General features: G+C 61.9%; 20 protein-coding genes. 9 read left to right on the top strand and 11 right to left on the bottom strand.

All coding sequences use genetic code 11. The annotated features are described in order from the left end of the window. Positions 1–42: 42 nt before the first annotated feature. Together AC1DLO_RS05305 and AC1DLO_RS05300 are read right to left on the bottom strand one after the other, a co-directional pair. Complete coding sequence (locus tag AC1DLO_RS05305; RefSeq protein ID WP_476889520.1) at positions 43–663, bottom strand: TasA family protein; 621 nt, start codon at positions 661–663, stop codon at positions 43–45. Positions 664–876: 213 nt separating this feature from the next. Next, a complete protein-coding gene (locus AC1DLO_RS05300; RefSeq protein WP_476914421.1) occupies positions 877–1,932 on the bottom strand; it encodes an LCP family protein in 1,056 nt (351 codons plus the stop codon). A gap of 419 nt (positions 1,933–2,351) precedes the next feature. Between AC1DLO_RS05300 and AC1DLO_RS05295 the strand changes: the two genes are divergently transcribed. Continuing rightward, positions 2,352–3,314 carry a plastocyanin/azurin family copper-binding protein gene (locus tag AC1DLO_RS05295; RefSeq protein ID WP_476914420.1) on the top strand — a complete coding sequence of 321 codons (963 nt, stop codon included), beginning with the start codon at positions 2,352–2,354 and terminating at the stop codon, positions 3,312–3,314. A 116-nt stretch (positions 3,315–3,430) separates the two neighbouring features. On the opposite strand, the gene AC1DLO_RS05290 is transcribed toward AC1DLO_RS05295, so the two are convergent. After that, positions 3,431–4,036 carry a cation efflux transmembrane domain-containing protein gene (locus AC1DLO_RS05290; RefSeq protein WP_476889517.1) on the bottom strand — a complete coding sequence of 202 codons (606 nt, stop codon included), beginning with the start codon at positions 4,034–4,036 and terminating at the stop codon, positions 3,431–3,433. Further along, positions 4,026–4,481 carry a YkvA family protein gene (locus AC1DLO_RS05285; RefSeq protein ID WP_476889516.1) on the bottom strand — a complete coding sequence of 152 codons (456 nt, stop codon included), beginning with the start codon at positions 4,479–4,481 and terminating at the stop codon, positions 4,026–4,028. The genes AC1DLO_RS05290 and AC1DLO_RS05285 overlap by 11 nt, the downstream gene beginning before the upstream one ends. A gap of 434 nt (positions 4,482–4,915) precedes the next feature. Between AC1DLO_RS05285 and paaA the strand changes: the two genes are divergently transcribed. The 6 genes from paaA to AC1DLO_RS05255 are packed head-to-tail and all read left to right on the top strand — an operon-like array spanning position 4,916 to position 9,754. Beyond that, on the top strand, positions 4,916–5,911 hold the full coding sequence (gene paaA / locus AC1DLO_RS05280) for a 1,2-phenylacetyl-CoA epoxidase subunit PaaA (RefSeq protein WP_476889515.1): 996 nt from the start codon (positions 4,916–4,918) through the stop codon (positions 5,909–5,911). After that, positions 5,908–6,225 (top strand): 1,2-phenylacetyl-CoA epoxidase subunit PaaB, encoded by a 318-nt coding sequence (gene paaB / locus AC1DLO_RS05275; protein ID WP_476914419.1) that lies wholly within the window; start codon positions 5,908–5,910, stop codon positions 6,223–6,225. The genes paaA and paaB overlap by 4 nt, the downstream gene beginning before the upstream one ends. Then, positions 6,222–7,166, top strand: a complete 945-nt coding sequence (paaC, locus tag AC1DLO_RS05270) for a 1,2-phenylacetyl-CoA epoxidase subunit PaaC (RefSeq protein WP_476889513.1) — start codon at positions 6,222–6,224, stop codon at positions 7,164–7,166. Before paaB ends, paaC begins: the two co-directional genes overlap by 4 nt. 11 nt (positions 7,167–7,177) lie before the next feature. Continuing rightward, positions 7,178–7,717 (top strand): 1,2-phenylacetyl-CoA epoxidase subunit PaaD, encoded by a 540-nt coding sequence (gene paaD, locus AC1DLO_RS05265; RefSeq protein ID WP_476889512.1) that lies wholly within the window; start codon positions 7,178–7,180, stop codon positions 7,715–7,717. 10 nt (positions 7,718–7,727) lie between these two features. Further along, positions 7,728–8,963: a 1,2-phenylacetyl-CoA epoxidase subunit PaaE gene (gene paaE, locus AC1DLO_RS05260; protein WP_476889511.1), complete on the top strand. Its 1,236-nt coding sequence runs from the start codon at positions 7,728–7,730 to the stop codon at positions 8,961–8,963. 11 nt (positions 8,964–8,974) lie between these two features. After that, the gene (locus AC1DLO_RS05255; RefSeq protein WP_476889510.1) at positions 8,975–9,754 is read left to right on the top strand and encodes an enoyl-CoA hydratase/isomerase family protein; all 780 of its coding nucleotides are present in this window, start codon (positions 8,975–8,977) and stop codon (positions 9,752–9,754) included. Here the strand turns inward: AC1DLO_RS05255 and AC1DLO_RS05250 are convergent. Beyond that, positions 9,697–10,293 carry an alpha/beta hydrolase gene (locus tag AC1DLO_RS05250; protein ID WP_476914418.1) on the bottom strand — a complete coding sequence of 199 codons (597 nt, stop codon included), beginning with the start codon at positions 10,291–10,293 and terminating at the stop codon, positions 9,697–9,699. The genes AC1DLO_RS05255 and AC1DLO_RS05250 overlap by 58 nt on opposite strands. Positions 10,294–10,628: 335 nt before the next feature. On the opposite strand from AC1DLO_RS05250, the gene AC1DLO_RS05245 reads away from it, so the two are divergent. Then, positions 10,629–10,850 (top strand): hypothetical protein, encoded by a 222-nt coding sequence (locus tag AC1DLO_RS05245; RefSeq protein ID WP_476889508.1) that lies wholly within the window; start codon positions 10,629–10,631, stop codon positions 10,848–10,850. 66 nt (positions 10,851–10,916) lie between these two features. On the opposite strand, the gene AC1DLO_RS05240 is transcribed toward AC1DLO_RS05245, so the two are convergent. Further along, entirely contained in the window at positions 10,917–11,432 is a 516-nt protein-coding gene (locus AC1DLO_RS05240) for a DUF2127 domain-containing protein (RefSeq protein WP_476889507.1), read from the bottom strand. 55 nt (positions 11,433–11,487) lie between these two features. Between AC1DLO_RS05240 and AC1DLO_RS05235 the strand changes: the two genes are divergently transcribed. Next, a complete protein-coding gene (locus AC1DLO_RS05235; RefSeq protein ID WP_476914417.1) occupies positions 11,488–11,964 on the top strand; it encodes a carboxymuconolactone decarboxylase family protein in 477 nt (158 codons plus the stop codon). Here the strand turns inward: AC1DLO_RS05235 and AC1DLO_RS05230 are convergent. The 5 genes from AC1DLO_RS05230 to AC1DLO_RS05210 all read right to left on the bottom strand — a co-directional run bounded on the left by AC1DLO_RS05230 (position 11,961) and on the right by AC1DLO_RS05210 (position 17,310). Further along, positions 11,961–12,563 (bottom strand): arsenate reductase/protein-tyrosine-phosphatase family protein, encoded by a 603-nt coding sequence (locus tag AC1DLO_RS05230; RefSeq protein ID WP_476889505.1) that lies wholly within the window; start codon positions 12,561–12,563, stop codon positions 11,961–11,963. The two genes, AC1DLO_RS05235 and AC1DLO_RS05230, sit on opposite strands and share 4 nt — an antisense overlap. Positions 12,564–12,627: 64 nt before the next feature. Further along, positions 12,628–13,020 (bottom strand): VanZ family protein, encoded by a 393-nt coding sequence (locus AC1DLO_RS05225; RefSeq protein ID WP_476889618.1) that lies wholly within the window; start codon positions 13,018–13,020, stop codon positions 12,628–12,630. Positions 13,021–13,332: 312 nt separating this feature from the next. Then, positions 13,333–13,926, bottom strand: coding sequence for an LPXTG cell wall anchor domain-containing protein (locus AC1DLO_RS05220; protein ID WP_476889504.1), 594 nt, complete (start codon positions 13,924–13,926; stop codon positions 13,333–13,335). A 184-nt stretch (positions 13,927–14,110) separates the two neighbouring features. Further along, positions 14,111–15,994, bottom strand: a complete 1,884-nt coding sequence (locus AC1DLO_RS05215; protein WP_476889503.1) for a DUF4012 domain-containing protein — start codon at positions 15,992–15,994, stop codon at positions 14,111–14,113. A 2-nt stretch (positions 15,995–15,996) separates the two neighbouring features. After that, the gene (locus tag AC1DLO_RS05210) at positions 15,997–17,310 is read right to left on the bottom strand and encodes a UDP-glucose dehydrogenase family protein (RefSeq protein ID WP_476889502.1); all 1,314 of its coding nucleotides are present in this window, start codon (positions 17,308–17,310) and stop codon (positions 15,997–15,999) included. Positions 17,311–17,347: the final 37 nt, after the last annotated feature.

Here is a 17,347-nt window from a genome sequence, read left to right as displayed (position 1 = left end):
TTCAGGGGGGCTCGACGGCGGAGGGCTGGCCAGGGGGGCGAGCTACTTGTTGGTCGCGGTGCGCTGGGTACCCGTGAAGTTGAAGGCGATGGTGCTGCTCTGGCCCTGGAGAGTGTTGTCGGCCGTTGCCGGCAGGGTCAGCGTGACCCGCAGGTTATCGGTCTGGCCCGCTGCAACCGAGGTGAGGTTGCCCAGGGAGAGGTTTGATCCGATGACGGGGTGAGTAGCCAGGACTGAGGTGGTGGTGCCGGAGCAGGTGTAGGTGTAAGCAGGGGAGGTGCCAGCCTCGGTCCAAGGGACGGAGCAGTTGTCCACCACCAGCTGGAGGCCCATGGTGGTGTCCGTGTCCAGCTTGGAGGTCGGCAGGGCCGAGGTGGTCAGCGTTACCGCCGACAGGGCCTGGTTTCCAGCGGCGTTGCTCAGGGTGACTGCGCGCTGCACGGTGTCTCCGGGGACCATGCCCGAAGCGGCGACGCTGAGTCGGTTCGCGGTGCCGGATGCGCCCAGGGCGATGTTCACGGTGCCGGAGGCGACGGCGGCGCTGGCGGAGGTGCTGGAGGTGAAAGCGCCGTAGGTTCCCAGTCCTGCCACGCCGGCAGCGGTGCCGACCAGGGCCAGGGAAGCAACGACTTTACCGGTTGTGGTTTTCAGGTTGAGACCCATGATGATTTCCATTTCCTTGAAGCCCGTTGGACCGGGATTTCACGGACTTTGTTGCCCGATGACCTCTACTTTCCGGCAGGACTTTTAGGAAGCTGCAAGGATCCCTCAAGCTTTTGTTCAAGATTGTTTAAATATTCGATCAAGTAGTTTTCGAGTGGTTGGACCCGAGCCCTTGCGCGCTCCGAGTAGTGGAAGCGAGTAGCCCGAACCGGCTCAGTAACCATGGGCGGCTGCATACTCCGGCAGCGTGCCGTCACGCAGCGCGGCGGCCACTTCTTCGATGCCGGCGTAGTCCGGCAGCACAATGGATTGCCCGTCGGAGGAAGTGCCGGTCCCTGCCGTGGGCAGGGTGAAGAAGACGGAGGCGCCAGGATCCACCGTGCGGAGTCCATATGCCAGGATGGCCACTGATGCAGGGTCATATCCTTGATCCACAGTGAGGTAGTTGGCCGCGAAGTTCACCAAGCCGAGGACTGCGGCGGGAGTCTGGATTCCTCCCCTGAGTTTGGTCAGCAGGGCCCGGAGGAACGTTTGCTGGTTGCGGACCCGTTGGTAGTCACCGTCAACGAAGGAGTAGCGCTCGCGGACGAACTCCAGGGCCGCCTGTCCGTCCAAATGGTTCACTCCGGCGGGGAAGACGTGATGGGTCTCAAAGCTGGCGGTGAACGGCAGCGTGACATTGACGTCGATCCCGCCAAGGCCATCCGTGAGGGTCTTGAAGCCTTGGAAGTCCAGCATGACGGTGTGGTCTATGTGCGTGCCCAAGAGTGATTCGACGGTCCGGACCACCAGGGGGACGCCTCCCACCTCAAGGCTGGCGTTGATTTTGGACGCACCATAGCCCGGGATGTTCACCCAGTTATCGCGCATGATCGAAATGCCGTAGATCGTGTGCCGGTCTGCCGGTACGTGGACCAGCATCAGGCAATCCGAGCGTTGGTCTGATGACTGGCCGGTTGTGATGGTCTGATTGTTCTGTTCCCTGGCATTCGCACGGCTGTCGCTGCCAATCACCAGGATGTTCATGGGCGTTGCGGAAAGCGCCGGGATGGTTGGCGGGGCCGGTGCCGCAGGAGCTGGTGCGCGGGACTTGGTCGCTGAAGGGGTGGAGGTAGCGGTTGCGCGCGCGGAGCTGCTCGAGGGAGTGGTTGAGGGCGAAGGTCCGGACGGCGTTCTGCCGGACCCGGCGACGATCGCGGCCAGGACAACGACAAGCGCCAGCAGAACTGCCAGCCCCGCTGCAAGCCACAGTCGCCGTCGTCTGTCCATGACCGGAACGTATCACTCAGCTGAGTTAAAAACGCGCGCAAGAAAGCCGCAATTTGGCCACAAAGGGTGCCTAGGCACAGTTCGTGCATCTCGACAAAATAACGTTCTGGGAGCACGATGGGACTTAAATCTCTCCGCCTTCACGTGGGCCGGCTTCGCCGTGTCCTATCCGTTCCGTCATGGGGGCTCTTTTGCTCCGGAACTGGACGTTATCCCTCCGAGCAAGGGAGGATCCCGCTTGGCCCAATGTCGCGACGCCGCCACCGTATGTGGGGGACGGGCAGTAGTTGCGAGCTGAAGTTCATAGGGAAGTTCAAGGAAACCGAGTCATCGTCAAACGACGCCATGGTCTCCGGCGCCTCAAAATTTCCAGGCTGGAAACAGCCGGTCAGCGCAGAATCTCCTAAGGAATGAGTCTTATGACTGCTCATCCAAAACCACGTCTACTACGGTGCCTACGGGCACTCATTGTGTTACTTCTCGCCTTCGCGTTGCCTGTTACCCTCAGTGGCACGGCCGTCGCGGATAGGAGCAAATCGCCGAGGACGTGGACCGTCCAAGTCGGTTCTGAATCCTCCGACCAGGCCATCCAAGGAATGTCCTTCCTGCCGAAGAACATCTTCATCAATGCCGGTGACAAGGTCACCTGGGAGGCCAACGCGGCCGAAATCCACACGGTCACGTTCCTGGCCAAGGGGCAAACGCTCGAGTCCACGCAACCCTTTGATCCGTCCAACCCTCTGTACTTGTTGGCCCAAGGCGGCAAGTCTTATGACGGGCACTCCTATTACAACTCCGGCGTGATGTCGAACGTCTCGGACAGTGGGTTCCCGGCAGTGGATTCGTACACTTTGAAGTTCCCGGATACAGGCGACTTCACGTATTACTGCCTGGTGCACGGCGCCGTCATGAAGGGCACAGTCCACGTGCGGGACAAAGGCACGGACTACCCGTATACCCAGGAGCAGTACAACAACCGGGCTGACCGGACGGCGCGAGCCATCCTCCGCGACGGCTATGAGCAATGGAGTGCTGCCCGTGACCAGGCCGATAACCATACAGTCATCGCCGGGACCGACGACGGCGTAGCCATGGTCATGCGGTTCATTGAGCAAAAGGTGGTTATCCATGTGGGTGAGAGCGTGAGCTTCGTGAACAACGGCATGGGCGCTCCGCACACGGTGACCTTCGGCGCCGAACCGGCCAACGTCTTCCCGCCGGTCGGTGATCCAACGAACTTCACAGGTGGGCAGCTCCATTCCGGCTTTATGGTGCCGGGAACCACGTTTACCGTGACATTCAACAAGGCCGGCGTCTATGACTACATCTGCGCCCTGCACGACTTCATGGGAATGAAGGGCAAGGTGGTGGTGGAGGACTAGTCATTCGCCAGTATTGCTGACTTGCTCATCCAGGGTGGGAGCCGACGGCCCCCACCCTTTGTTTCCTGTGGACGCTCGCTCATCTTTGGTCCGAGGCCATGACAAGCCGTGGAGCATCAATGGCGGTGGCGGATGATCTCCAAGGCTTCGCGTACCGCATAGTAGACAATGACCAGGCCGGCCAAGGGATCGGCCCACCACCGTCCGGCAAGACTGTCGAGCAAAATCCCGGTCAGGACTGCGGCAGCCAACAGCCCGTCGATGAACGTCACCCTGCCTTCGGCAATGAGTACGGGATTGCCTAATGCCTTGCCTGTCGCCCCCTTGCCGGCGGCGAGCGCGAACATGACCACGGCTGTGACGGCCGTCCAGATGATCCCGGCGGGGCTTGGCTCGGCATGGTGACCGGCGGCCAGCGCGAGTCCAGACTGAATGGCGAGGTAAAGCGCCAGAGCAAGGAAAGCGCCTGCGATCAGCCTCAACGCGAACCGCTGGCGGCGTTCGCCCGCACCGGACAATTCCCAGATCACCACGGTGCTGGCTCCGATTTCGATCAGGCTATCCAAGCCGAAGCCGCCTAGCGCTACCGAGCCTGCCGTGATGGAGGCGACGGCGAGAACGGCCACCCCGACGACGTTCCAGCCTAGAGTGATCCCCTCAAGGATGAACCCACGCCGTCGAAGTCGCGCCACGGCCTCGGAGTTGGCGGTTTCAGGAAGCATCGGTGTCTTCTTTCCTGGGGTTACCGGAAGTTTGGGCTGGCAGGCCGGCGAGGCGTTCGAGGACCGCTAGCCCAGCAGGGGTACCCGGCCAGTGACGCCGGAGGGAGTCCGGGCCGGCGGAGCGGATCGCGGAGCGAAGAACCAAGGCCATGATGATCACATCGTCGGCATAGCCGATGAGCGGCAGGAAGTCCGGCACAAGGTCGATCGGCGAAACCAGATATGCCAGCAGCAGGAACAGCTTGATGCGCGCCCCGCGGGACACGGTGGGGTCGGCGGCCAGGCGCCTGAGGACGCGCAGTACATCCGGCAGCATCCGCAGCGCTTCCCGCATGCCCACCGTCTCGGGATGGGTTCTTGCGTAGGCCCACAAGCCCAGCAAAAGCACAACGTAGACCGCAATCAGCCCGGCAAGTATTCCGAGGGCAACTTCCCACCATTCCACGGCTCAACTATTCCATGAACGGACTAGGGAGCTCGTGCTTCCCTGACGCCACACTCAGGTGCCACCCAAGACGCCCGCTCACCTTTGGGGTCATTTCCGCAAACGCTCGCTCACCTGAGGTGAGCGAGCGTTCCGGCCATTGGCAGCGTAGGTGAGCGAGCGTTTGGGTTTGCGGCCATATACGTGAGTGAGCGTTCCCGATTTTGCCTACATACGTGAGCGGGCGTCCCTTCGATTTGCGCCCCGAGCGCCCGTTAGTGCCCGACGGCGGCAATCGGGTCGCGCTGCCCCGCCGCCTTTGATCTCGCACGCCAGCCGTGAGTGCCACCTCTTGTGTGCCCGCCCCGCCAGCTTGCCTCAAGCCTGAACGCTTGACGCATCTCACGCCTTCCGCATATTCTGAACGAACGGTCGGTAAATATTTAGGAGCAACCATGGCATCGCAGAATCTGCAGTCTGTGCCCGCTGAGCTGTCCCCCGAAGAGCTTGAGCGGGAACAAGCCGGTCAGGCGTACTTTGACCGCATCATTTCCGAGGACTCGCGCATCGAACCTCGGGACTGGATGCCGGAGGCCTACCGCAAGACCCTGCTCCGTCAGATCTCGCAGCACGCGCACTCGGAGATCATCGGCATGCAGCCGGAAGCCAACTGGATCACCAGGGCTCCGAGCCTCAAGCGCAAGGCCATCCTCATGGCGAAAGTGCAGGACGAAGCCGGCCACGGCCTGTACCTCTACTCGGCCGCGGAAACCCTCGGCCAAAGCAGGGACAAGATGACCAGCGACTTGATCGCCGGCAAAGCCCGGTACTCGTCCATCTTCAACTACCCCGCGATTTCCTGGGCGGACATGGGTGCGATCGGCTGGCTGGTCGACGGTGCCGCGATCTGCAACCAGGTTCCCCTGTGCCGTGCTTCCTACGGCCCCTACGGACGCGCAATGGTGCGCATCTGCAAGGAAGAGTCGTTCCACCAGCGCCAGGGTTTCGAGATCCTCCTTGAACTGTCGAACGGCACGCCTGCCCAGAAGCAGATGGCCCAGGACGCAGTCAACCGCTGGTACGCGCCGGCGCTGATGATGTTCGGCCCGCCGGACGACGATTCACCCAACTCCAAGCAGTCCATGGCCTGGAATATCAAGAGGTTCAGCAACGATGAGCTCCGCAGCCGCTTCGTCGGCATGATGGTGGAGCAGGTCAAGGTCCTGGGCCTCACGCTCCCGGACAGGGACATCCGTTTCAATGACGAAACCAAGAAATGGGAGCACGGCCCCTTGGACTGGAACGAGTTCAAGGACGTTCTCGCCGGCAAGGGTCCCTGCAACGCGCAGCGGCTTGAGCGCCGCCGTGAAGCGCACGACGACGGCGCCTGGGTCCGCGAAGCGGCCGCCGAGTACGCCCGCAAGCAAGCAGAGAAGGAATACGCAGCATGATCCCCAACGACTCAGCAGCCAACGAACCCCACGAAACCCCCTGGGCCCTGTGGGAAGTCTTCGTCCGCTCCAGCCGCGGTCTGTCCCATGTCCATGCTGGCTCCTTGCACRCTCCGGATGCGGCGATGGCTCTGCGTAACGCCCGCGACCTGTACACGCGTCGCAACGAAGGCGTGTCCATCTGGGTGGTTCCTGCCGAGGCCATTTCTTCGAGCGACCCGGATTCCAAGGGCTCCTTCTTCGAGTCCCCGCAGGGCAAGGATTACCGCCACGCGACGTATTACACCAAGAGCGAAGGCGTGAAGCACCTGTGACCGCCCCCGAAAACACCGAAAATAACACGGACTTCGCCATCGAGGGCCACGGCGACATCTCCGTCGGCGTCAGGGGTGCGGGTGCCTCTGGAGACGGTTCCGCAAGCGCTACGCGCATCACCCCCGGGAACGCCCTGCGGCCGGAAGATATCGCCCTCGAAATCCGACAAGGACAGGTCAAGCCAACAGGCGACGTCGCGGAATACGCTCTGCGCATCGGCGACGACGGACTGATCCTTGCACAACGCCTGGGTCACTGGATCTCCCGAGCCCCCGAGCTCGAGGAAGACGTGGCCCTGGGCAACATCGCCCTGGACCAGTTGGGCCACGCCCGTTCCTTCCTCACGTATGCAGGCGCGGCGTGGGATAAGTCTGAGGACGATCTGGCGTACTTCCGCCGGGAGCACGAATTCCGTTCCGCCCACCTTTTCGAGCAGCCGAATGGGGACTTCGCCGTCACCATCGCCCGGCAGTTCATTGTGAGCTTCTACCAGTTCGAGCTCTACAAGCGGCTGACTGGGTCCACGGATGCCACCATCGCGGCCATCGCTGCGAAGGCCCTCAAAGAGGTGGACTACCACCGCGACCACAGTGCCCAGTGGGTGCTGCGGCTTGCCGGCGGCACGGAAGAGTCCCGCCGTCGTATTGTCCAGGCTTTCAAGCTCGTCTGGCCCTACGTGGAGGAACTCTTCGAAGACGACGAGCTCACTGCCCGCCTCGCCGAAAGCGGCGCGGGCGTGCAGCCGTCCAGCCTCCGCGCGGACTTCGACCGRCTCACGGGCGAGATCCTGAGCGAAGCCGGTCTTGACGGCGAACTCAGCCTCGAACGTATCCCGCAATCCTTGGGTGGCGGCCGCCAGGGCAAGCATTCCGAGCACTTGGGCTACCTCCTCGCTGAGATGCAGGTGCTTGCCCGTGAACATCCCGGTGCAAGCTGGTGACGGTGGTGGACATGTTCCTTCAAGAGACGGCTACCCAGACCAAGCAAACCGCCGAGCAGAAGGCCTGGGGGATCGCAGCCACGGTCTGCGATCCGGAGATTCCCGTCCTCACCATTGAGGACTTGGGGATCCTGCGTAATGTTCAACTGTTCGACGACGGCGGGCTGGTCCCCGCTGTCCAGGTCACCATTACGCCGACGTACTCGGGTTGCCCCGCGATGGACGCGATCCGCGACGACCTCAAGACCGCGTTCAAGGAAGCCGGCTACCCGAGCGTCCACGTGGAATTGGTCCTGGCTCCGGCGTGGACCACGGACTGGATGACCGATTCGGGCAAGGCCAAGCTGCAGGAGTACGGCATTGCGCCGCCGTCCGGCCGCGCCGCAGCCGGCGGCCACTCGGGGCCAGTGAGGCTCAACCTCGCCGTGAAATGCCCCCAGTGTTCTTCGCTCAATACCAAGGAACTCACCCGCTTTGGTTCCACGTCCTGCAAGGCGCTCTTTGTCTGCCAGGACTGCAAGGAACCGTTCGACTACTTCAAAGTCTTGTAAGGAATCTGACATGCCCGTTGTCCGCCAAACCGCCGCTGAACAGGCGCAGGCCACCGGCCGCCGTCGTGCGTCCTTTCATTCCCTCAGCGTTTCGGAAGTCCGCCGCCTGACTGACGACGCCATCGAAGTCACGTTCGGTGTCCCGGCGGAGCTCGCCGGCCAGTATGACTACCTTCCCGGCCAGTACGTTGCGCTCCGCACTACGCTTCCGGATGAAAGCGGGGAACCGAAGGAGGTTCGCCGCAGCTATTCCATCTGCGCTGAGCCGCGCAGCTTCGCGGACGGCAGCAGCGAGATCCGTGTGGCCATCAAGAAGGACTTGGGCGGCATCTTCTCCACGTGGGCAAATGCGGAACTCAAGGCCGGCGACACCTTGGACGTCATGAGCCCCATGGGCGCGTTCATTTCCAAGCACGGCAAGGACGGCCTGACTATCCAGCAGAATGTCATGAACTCCATGAACAATCCGCAGGAAATGGCCAGCGAGCTCCCGGAAGCTGGATCTTTCGTGGCCATTGCCGCCGGTTCGGGTATCACCCCGGTGATCGCGATCGCGCGCACCCTGCTGGCCGCGAGCCCGGACACACGCTTCGACCTGATCTACGCCAACAAGGCCGCCATGGACGTCATGTTCCTCGAGGAATTGGCGGACCTGAAGGACAAGTACCCGTCGCGCCTGGCGCTGCACCATGTTTTGTCGCGTGAGCAGCGGATTGCGCCGCTCATGACCGGACGTATCGACGCCGAGAAGCTCCAGCAGCTGCTGGGCACCGCCATCCACGCGCAGGATGTGGATGAATGGTTCCTGTGCGGGCCGTTCGAGCTGGTCCAGCTATGCCGGGATACCCTCGCCGCCCGCGGTGTTGAGCCCGATCACGTGCGCTTTGAGCTGTTCACCACCGGCCGTCCGGACCGCCCCGAGGGCAATGCTGGCCGCCCGGTTGTGGAGGACGAGTCGCAGGACACGTTCAAGATCACCTTCAAGCTGGACGGTTTGACCGGCGATGTCGCCAGCCCCACCCACGCCCGGGAGTCCATCCTCAACGCGGCGTTGCGCGTCCGCCCGGACGTTCCGTTCGCGTGCGCCGGTGGCGTGTGCGGCACGTGCCGCGCCAAACTGGTTTCGGGGACGGTCAGCATGGACGAGAACTACGCCTTGGAGCAGGATGAGTTGGACAAGGGTTACGTTCTGACGTGCCAGTCCCACCCCACCAGTGAATCCGTCACGGTCGATTTCGACGTCTAAGGAATAAACGAATGATCGAGCTCTCCATCGCCAACGGCATCGCCGAAATTGTCCTCAATGCCCCGGAAAAGCTGAATTCGCTGAACGAGGCGGCGCTCGCTGAACTGGATAGAGCGTACGACGACGCCGCTGCCGCCGCCTCCCGCGGCATGGTGCGGGCTCTGCTCCTCCGCGGAGAGGGCCGCGCCTTTTGCGCGGGACGCGACATTGCCGGCGTGACGCCGGAGAGCGACGACGCGAAGGCGTACTTGAACGGGCTCGTGGAGCCGCTGCTCAAGAAGATGGCAGCCTTCCCCGCCCCGACATTCGCGGCCGCGCACGGCGCTTGCCTCGGCGTCGGGCTCGGCCTGTTGCTGGCCACGGACGTGGTGTACGTGGCGGAGAACGCCAAGTTCGGTTCGCCGTTCGCCAAGCTGGGGGCCACCCTGGACTCGGGCGGACACTGGTACTTCACGGAACGCCTGGGCATGCACCGGACCTTGGACCTCATCTACACCGCGGACCTGATCAGCGGCGCCGAGGCTGTTGCGCAGGGAATGTTCAGCAGGGTCATGCCTGATGATGCCTTGCTTGAGGCCACCCGGATCATCGTGGAGCGGGTGGCGGCGGGTGCCACCGGTGCGTTCAACGCCAGCAAGGAGCTCGTGGCGCATATCCGTGATCAGCGCCTTGGCTTATGGTCCGCCATGGCTGAGGAGAATAGGGAACAGGCTCGGCTCTGCAAGACCGAGGACTACGCTGAAGGTTTCCGGGCGTTCCAAGAGAAGCGGGCACCGGTCTTCAGGGGGTAGGGGACACTCACCCCTGTAGGTTTTCCAGGAGCACGTCCGCGACGATCTCCGTACACGAGCCTTGCGACGTTCTCCTCGCCATCGGCGGCGACCCCGACGACGTCGCATCCATAAGACCATCCGGCGACACAGGTGGGCGGAGCGCTCGAGCGGATCGCGGCTTTCACTTCCTCGACATCGTCGAGGAATCCCGCATCGGGGAACTGGTGTGAGGGGAGGTCCGGCACCAAGACTTCCACGCCCCTGTCGTTAAGCCGGCGCTGGACCCATTGCCAGTCGCCTGGACGGCCCCACATCCCGTGAACGAGGACGACGCTGCGCGGGGTGGAGGGCTGGGACGCATCCATCTTCAGAACATAGCGCGGGCCGATTCCGCGGGCAAGGGGCCGCGTGACCAAGGCAGGTTCGAGCGTGAATGGCCACTTTCGGGTGTCCTTGTTGGCTGTCCGGGTGTCCCAGCTGAACATGCGTGCCGTCCTTCTTGATATCGCCGTCGATGCCGCGGCTGCGGCCGGGGTCGCCGTGGCCGGTGCCGTCATCTACGTGACGAAAGGCCCTTACTGGCTTGATCCTGAAGGGTTAGCGGGCTTCCGGGCGCCCTGCTCAGGACGCCATGGCCGGTGCTAAGTAATGTACGGGCCGAACTCTGCCTAGTTCCGGGTCCGTACTCGCTTCAGGCGGTGCGAGTTTCCGGGCCCGCTGATTTTCGGCGCGGGCGTCGATCCTCAAAAGGTGCGCGAAACCCACCGCCGACCTGTTTTGCTCTAAAGTTATGCCTAACCGGTAGCAGTAAGCATGCTTAGTTTCTGCCATCCGTGAGGAGCGAAAGAAAAAACGAGCTCAGTCGAAGGTTTCTTTCCTAGAGGAGGCGCACGTGGAGAATTTTCCCTGGATCATCATCATGCTGGTCCCGTCGCTGGGATTCTTTCTCTTTTTGATCTACGCAAACATTCGCCTTTCCCGCAGGCGAAGGGCTCGCGGACTGCCGCCCGCCCGACCCATCCCGCCCCGTTTCAGCAACGGCCGCAGAAAAAACATCACCTATATCGTCGTCGATGAGAACAAGCAGCGCGACAACTCCGAAAGCGCTCCGTAGGCCGGCGTGAGCGGCACGCGATACGGGACGCCTGCATTCCGCGCCGTGGCCCGCGCGCGGACATCCCTAGCCGGCGGACTTCGGTGTCGGGGAGGACTGTTGATTTCGTGCCCGGTGGAGGCGATACTCACGCGCGGTGATCCAGACGATGAAAATGTCGAAGGCCGTCAGGAGGACAAGGCCCCAAGAGAAGGCCACGGCGATCCGGTAGCCCTGGTAAAGGATGAAGACCAGCAGGAACGCGATCATCCACGGGTAGGCCCAGAGCTTGTCCTTGAGGACGGCCCAGACCAGGACGATTTTCACCAAGCCGTGGAGCAGTAGGTAGATGGCGCCGAACAAGGACGCCGACACCGAGAGGTTCGAGGTCATGTGCACCAGGGTGTTCGCCACAAAGTCGTTCGGGTCTTGGGCGAGTTCGTGCTGGGTGAGGAACCGGACCAAGTCTCCGATTTGCCGGGGCGTCACCAACAAGAGGAGTATCCCGCCGACCAGCTCAAGAACACCATCCAGCCCCTTCAATATGAGGCTGACACGAAATGTCCTGTCGAGCAGGGTTGTTCGGGGTGGATTCGTACCCATTTCACTTCCCTTCGGCTATCGCCGGCTAAGAGGTTCCCTCCGATAGGCTCGGCGGATGAGTGAAAATACCCCGCGGCTTGCGGGCTATCTGGACAAGCAACTGCCCGGACTTTATCAGGCCCTTTCCGGCTACGCGGAGCAGGTCASCGCCGAGGCGGACCGGACCGGGATTCCGCGTCGCACCCTGGAGTTGGTGAATTACCGGGCCTCGCAGATCAACGGCTGCGCCTTCTGCCTGGACCTGCACCACCGCCGTGCTATCGGCTATGGCGAGACCGAGCAGCGGCTTGCCTTGCTGTCCGTGTACGGCGAAGTAGCTCTCTTCAGCGAGGCCGAAAAGGTGGCGCTTGAACTGGCCGAACAGATCACGCGCATGAGCACGGCCCGTCCCACGGCCGAGTTGTTTTCCCGCGCACGTCAGGTCTATACGGAGGAGCAGATCAGCGTGCTGTGCATGGCGTGCATCGGCATCAACGCCTTCAATCGCCTGTCTATCCTGAGCGAGCACCCGGTGCGCAAAGCCCGGAGCTAGGACCCCTGCATGGAAAGGCGGGCGTAGCGGAGAATCCTCAGGATGGCAGGTGCTAGCTCGTCTTCCATCCGCAGGTACGCGTCAGCGCCTTGTTTGTAAGGGTCGGCGACGTCGTTGTCCGAGGCTTCTGCCGCCAGGACGAGGTGGCGCACGGACGATGCCCTTGCAGGCAGTTCTCGCCATTGTTGGGTGTAGTCGGAGCCCGACGGCGATGCGTCGCCGCGTTCCTCGAGGGCCGTCACCATCCGTGCGAATTCCCGGATAGTGAAGGTCCGCTTCAGCAGGGAGGCATCCAGCTGCAGAACCTCCCCCCGGTGGTGTGATGCCATGGTGAGCACCAGGTCCGATTCCCTGAGGATTTTCGAGGTGAGCTGCCGAGCGGCGAAGTCATCGGGTGTGCCGCCGTACGTGCGGATGATGTCGGCTGACAGCGGTTGGATGGGGCTGCCCACCATGGCCCTGGTGCCGGCGCTGCGGACCTCGAAGCCTCCGGGGAGAACCTGATCCAGGCCCGCTTGAAGCAACCGTTCGGCGACGGGGGAGCGGCAAATGTTGCCTGTGCAAACGGTCAGGATCCGAACGGGGTGGGGCGATTCCAACGGTATAGCTCTTTCGCTTAGGGGGCGCGTGATGCCTGTGTCCTTCAAGTTAACACGGCGGGACTCAGGGTTCGCGCAAGGTGGGGCGGCGCAGCAGAACTCGTCTAAACAGTGCCGCCAGCAGGAGCCCGACCCCGACTCCCATGGTGTTCATGAGGATGTCCTGCCAGCTTGAAAACCTATGCGGCAGAAACAGCAGCTGGCCAAGCTCCACACCCCCTGACACTGCCGTGCCGAGCGCCAAGAGCTGCCACCATCGCTTGCGCGGAAGCGTGAGAGCCAGAAGCAGACCTGCCGGCGCAAAAAGGAGTACGTTTGCGAAGGCCTCGACGAATCCGTAGTTCAACCACTCCGGAACACCACGCCGGTGAAGGAAATCCAGGAGCGCTGCGAGGTCGCTAGCCACGGGTTTGTCTACGGGAGAAGGCCAGAAAGCGATGAACGACAGAATGACCAAATAGAGCAAAAGGATCCATCGGTGCTGTCCGAGAGGGGCAACAGATTTCAAAGAAGTGCGCAGTTTCACGAGTGTCGCATCAAAGCGAATGCCGCCACGCCGAAGGAAACCACGGCCAGAAGAAGTAGGAATATGATCGGCCATGCCCGGATCGGGATGGCTGGAATTCGCGGAATCTCTGGCAATTCCACCCTGAGGCTCAGCCTCTTGCGTCGCCGCCAATGTCTCCCCATGGTCATAAATTACCGTACGCGCAAACAAGGAGGGGCTGCTCCCGGATCACCGGAAACAACCCCTCCTTTAGTTTGGTGTTTAGGCTGCGGTTTCGCTCTTTGCGCGGCGGCGTGCCACCACTACGGAGACGGTGCCTGCTGCCAGTGCGCCAGCGCCAACCAGGCCCCACAGGATCAGGCTGGAGTCAACGCCGGTGTTGGCCAGTGGCGCGCCGGTGTTGGCCAGTCCTGTCCCGCCGGTGTTGGCCAGGCCGGTGCCGGTTGCAACGACTGTTGCCGTGACTGTGTGGCCGGATTTTGCGCCAACGGCGGTTAGCACATAGGTGCCAGCTGAATTCAGCTGGACGGTGACGGAGAAAGCGCCCGCGCTGTTTGCAACAGCGCTCAGGCTAAGCGGTGCCAGCGGAAGCGCGCCGGCAACAGCCATGGTCACAGACCCTGTGCCAGGAGCTGCTGCGCCCTGGGCCGTGCTGGTTAGGGTGACCGTGATGTTGATGGTTTCGCCGGGCGTGAAGCCGGTACCTGAGAATTCAACGGTTCCGCCGACGCCAACAGTTGCGCTGGAAACGGTGCCCTGCTGGGCCGGTGCCGGGTAATCAACGGCCATTGCTGGAGCTGACGCGGCAAGTGCGATGCTGCCCGCAAGTGCGAGCACTGCAAGTGATTTCTTCAATTTTGTCCCCCTGAGACCTTGGTACGTTCTTGAGACCTGATACGTAATTCAGTGTGATGATGTGATTTCATCCACCACGAACACGTGAGCTGAAATCTGAGACCTACCCAAGACAGAAGCTACCATCCTAAGGGTGCTTACTGCAAAGTAAATCCAAAGTCGTTACAAAGGATTAACGCGCCGTCTACTCGGCGGCTACACAGCTTTCGGACTGGGTGGGGAGAACCACCTTGTCCACGGACTGAATAGTTGGAGTCACTACGATTTCCGGCTGGCTGTGCTGGACTATTTTTCCGAAGGTGAATTCAACCGTGCTGCTCTGGCCTGGTGCCAGACGCACGGTGAGGGTCCCGACAGGTCTGTCGTCATGCTGCTGTGCGCCGAAGGGGACTTTGTTCCCATCTTGGGTGGCTGTTTCGATCTGGGCCTGAGCCGGCCCGTAGGCGATCACGTTACTTTGGGCCGTGCCGCCTGGTACTCCGAAGGTTCCGCCGCCCGTGACGTAAGCCGGCAAGGAAGTGGCCGCATCTGCGGGGGCAGTGTTGGTGCTAGTGATCCGCACTTTGACCGTTCCGTAGCCACCCACGGGGCACTGGGTAACCAACTGGACCGTGCGCTTCACGTAGTAGTCCATTTTGGCGCCTGTGCCGTCGTTGAAGTAGGCGCCGAATTGGGCTGCCGGCACGCTCGGACCGGAGATTGAACCGCTGAGCGGATATTTGCTGAGAACGGATTGTTCGCTGCTGTCTGCGGACCATAGGAGAATCCTGTGTTCGCCTACGCCCTTCCCCACGCCTGTCAGAAGGCTTTTCGCCTCTCCTTTGCCCGAGGAGAGGGCGCCGAAGATTTCCTTGGCCACCGTCGCAAAGTAGGAGTCCTGCGCCGCTGGCTGCTTGATTTGGGCATAGACATCGGAGAGCAAGGTTTTCACCACGTTATTACCGGTGAGCTGGTTCGGCAGTTTGCCTGCTGTTAGTGCTAGCACTTGCGGGTCTTGAAGACTGACCGGTCCTGTGGCGTCTAGGATGTAGCCAAGGGCCACGGGATCGATCGAGATGGCACCATCAAGCCGTTCGCCTTTTTTTCGTTCCCACATCTTCAACGCTGTGGTGGCGGCGGTGGGGAAGTCTGGCGTGAAGTTGACGTCCTGCATGAACATCCCCAGACGGGAGCTGTAAATGCGTTGCTGCTCGTCGTCTACGGATATTGGCGGATTGAACACCCCAAGGTCCGTGGCGCTCGTCTCAGCGGAAAGACTTACTTTGCCTTTGTCCGTCGTTAGCACTGCTAGGGCGCCGGGAATGCCACCGGTAGCACGGGCCTCGGCGTTGTTTTGGACGAGGAGCAGATAGTGCCGTGGCTTGTCAGAGCCCAACATTGCCGGGGCCAGGCCCGCGACGTCGGAGGCTGTATCCAGTTCATCCACGGCGGAGCCAAGCTGTTGCCTTGCCTGCGCGAGAGGTCGGGCGATCTGGGGGAGCAGATTGTCGGCATTGATCTCGTTCAGGCGCTCGAACGAGACACGCACGGCGCGCGCGGCCGATGCGACGGCAGGCGCGGCTCCGCGGATTGGCTCCAAGTCCGTGCCGCTTGCGCTCGGCATCAGCTTGTCCCAATTCAGGGAATCATAGACCTTCACCAAAGGTGCAACGCCCAGATTTGCGACGTCGTCTGCCGAGCGCGCGACTTCGGTTGTCGCAGAGAAATTTGCGCCCAGCCATGGAGTCGCTGAGGCCAAGGACCATAGCGGATCGGAGGCGGCGTCCCGTGCCGAGGCAGTATGACGTCGAAGGTCCTCGACAATAGCGGCTGCGTCGGTGGGCTGATTCTGAAGAATGCTCACTTTGAGTTTGGGAATCATCTGGGTGGATGATTCAAGCTCGGTCTTGATGGTGGAGGCCTTCCCGGCCAGCCATAGGACTGCGCCTCCGGTAATCAACACAAAGGCCGCGAGGCAGATTCCTGCTGTCAACAGTCGCCGACGGCGCTTACGCGCTGCTGTATTCTGTGTTGTCCGGCGATGATCAGGTTCATCCGAGATGGTTTCGGAATGTCGGGTATCGGTCACGGTTAAGGCCTTCCCAGTCCGCGATAGTGCCAGCCGGCGGCACGCCATTTGGCAGCGTCCAGGACGTTTCGTCCGTCCAGGATCCGGAGTCCGGCGACCCCGCTGCTTACTTCGAAGGGGTCTAGCTCTCTGTATTGCTGCCATTCGGTCAGCAGCAGCAGTGTATCGGCTCCGGCCATCGCCGTATCGAGATCCGGTTCGTACTGCAGTTCAGGGAACCGTTTGGCGGCATTCTCCAGGGCCTTCGGGTCAGTGACTGTCACTACTGCTCCTTGGAGCTGAAGCTGTGCGGCGATGCTGAGGGCTGGCGAGTCGCGGACGTCGTCGCTTTCGGGTTTGAAGGCCGCACCGAGCACCGTGATGCGGTGTCCCAGAAGGCTTCCTCCGCAAAGTTCGCGAGTAAGCTCCACAACGCGTGTGCGGCGGCGCATGTTGATGGAATCCACTTCCCGCAAGAATGTTAAGGCTTGGTCGGCTCCGAGTTCGCCAGCCCTCGCCATGAAGGCCCGGATGTCTTTGGGGAGGCATCCTCCACCAAAACCAATTCCGGCATTGAGGAATTTGCGCCCGATTCTGTCATCCAGTCCGATTGCGTCGGCCAACCGGGTGACATCCGCTCCTGCTGCCTCGCAGACTTCCGCCATGGCGTTGATGAAGGAGATCTTGGTGGCTAGAAAAGAGTTGGCCGCCGCTTTGACGAGCTCGGCTGTCGGGTGGTCGGTCACCAGACGAGGGACGCCCGAGGTAAGCGGATCCGCGTAGACCTCGTCAAGAACGGAAACGGCAGCGTGATCTTCGGAACCGTCCGCGACGCCGTAGACCAAGCGGTCCGGAGAAAGAGTGTCCTTGACGGCGTGGCCTTCGCGTAGGAACTCGGGGTTCCACACCAGGTGTGCACCGGGTTCATGTTCGGTCAGAACGGCGGCCAGACGAGCGGCAGTTCCGACCGGGACGGTGGACTTTCCGACCACTACATCGCCTGGTGCCAAGTAGGGGAGGAGCGCGTCTATGGCAGCATCTACGTGGCTGAGGTCGGCACCATTTTCCCCATTCTTCTGGGGCGTGCCCACACATATGAAATGGACGCTGCTTCCCGCCGCTTCGGCCATATCGAGGGTGAAGGAGAGCCGGCCTGTTTCCCGGACCTCCCCGAGGAGTTCGTCCAAACCGGGCTCAAAGAACGGGGCGCGGGCTGCCGAAAGAGCACTGACTTTCCGTTCGTCCACGTCGATGCCAACCACTGCATGGCCAAGCTTGGCCATGCAGGCAGCGTGTACGGCACCGAGGTAACCGCAGCCGATCACTGAAATGCGCATTATTTTGCCTTCCCCCAGAGGGTCGTTCCTGCGTCAG

Source organism: Arthrobacter sp. 01T419 (assembly GCF_056398865.1).
The sequence above is the reverse complement of the archived record's forward strand: the minus strand, read 5'-3'. Positions and strand labels throughout refer to the sequence as shown.

Coding starts and splice junctions, on each gene's coding strand:
- AC1DLO_RS05305 (WP_476889520.1), bottom strand. CDS start 663: ATGGGTCTCAACCTGAAAACCACAACCGGTAAAGTCGTTGCTTCCCTG.
- AC1DLO_RS05250 (WP_476914418.1), bottom strand. CDS start 10,293: ATGACGGCACCGGCCACGGCGACCCCGGCCGCAGCCGCGGCATCGACG.
- paaE (WP_476889511.1), top strand. CDS start 7,728: ATGCCCGTTGTCCGCCAAACCGCCGCTGAACAGGCGCAGGCCACCGGC.
- AC1DLO_RS05290 (WP_476889517.1), bottom strand. CDS start 4,036: ATGCTTCCTGAAACCGCCAACTCCGAGGCCGTGGCGCGACTTCGACGG.
- AC1DLO_RS05255 (WP_476889510.1), top strand. CDS start 8,975: ATGATCGAGCTCTCCATCGCCAACGGCATCGCCGAAATTGTCCTCAAT.
- paaA (WP_476889515.1), top strand. CDS start 4,916: ATGGCATCGCAGAATCTGCAGTCTGTGCCCGCTGAGCTGTCCCCCGAA.
- AC1DLO_RS05210 (WP_476889502.1), bottom strand. CDS start 17,310: ATGCGCATTTCAGTGATCGGCTGCGGTTACCTCGGTGCCGTACACGCT.
- AC1DLO_RS05295 (WP_476914420.1), top strand. CDS start 2,352: ATGACTGCTCATCCAAAACCACGTCTACTACGGTGCCTACGGGCACTC.
- AC1DLO_RS05240 (WP_476889507.1), bottom strand. CDS start 11,432: ATGGGTACGAATCCACCCCGAACAACCCTGCTCGACAGGACATTTCGT.
- paaD (WP_476889512.1), top strand. CDS start 7,178: ATGTTCCTTCAAGAGACGGCTACCCAGACCAAGCAAACCGCCGAGCAG.
- AC1DLO_RS05300 (WP_476914421.1), bottom strand. CDS start 1,932: ATGGACAGACGACGGCGACTGTGGCTTGCAGCGGGGCTGGCAGTTCTG.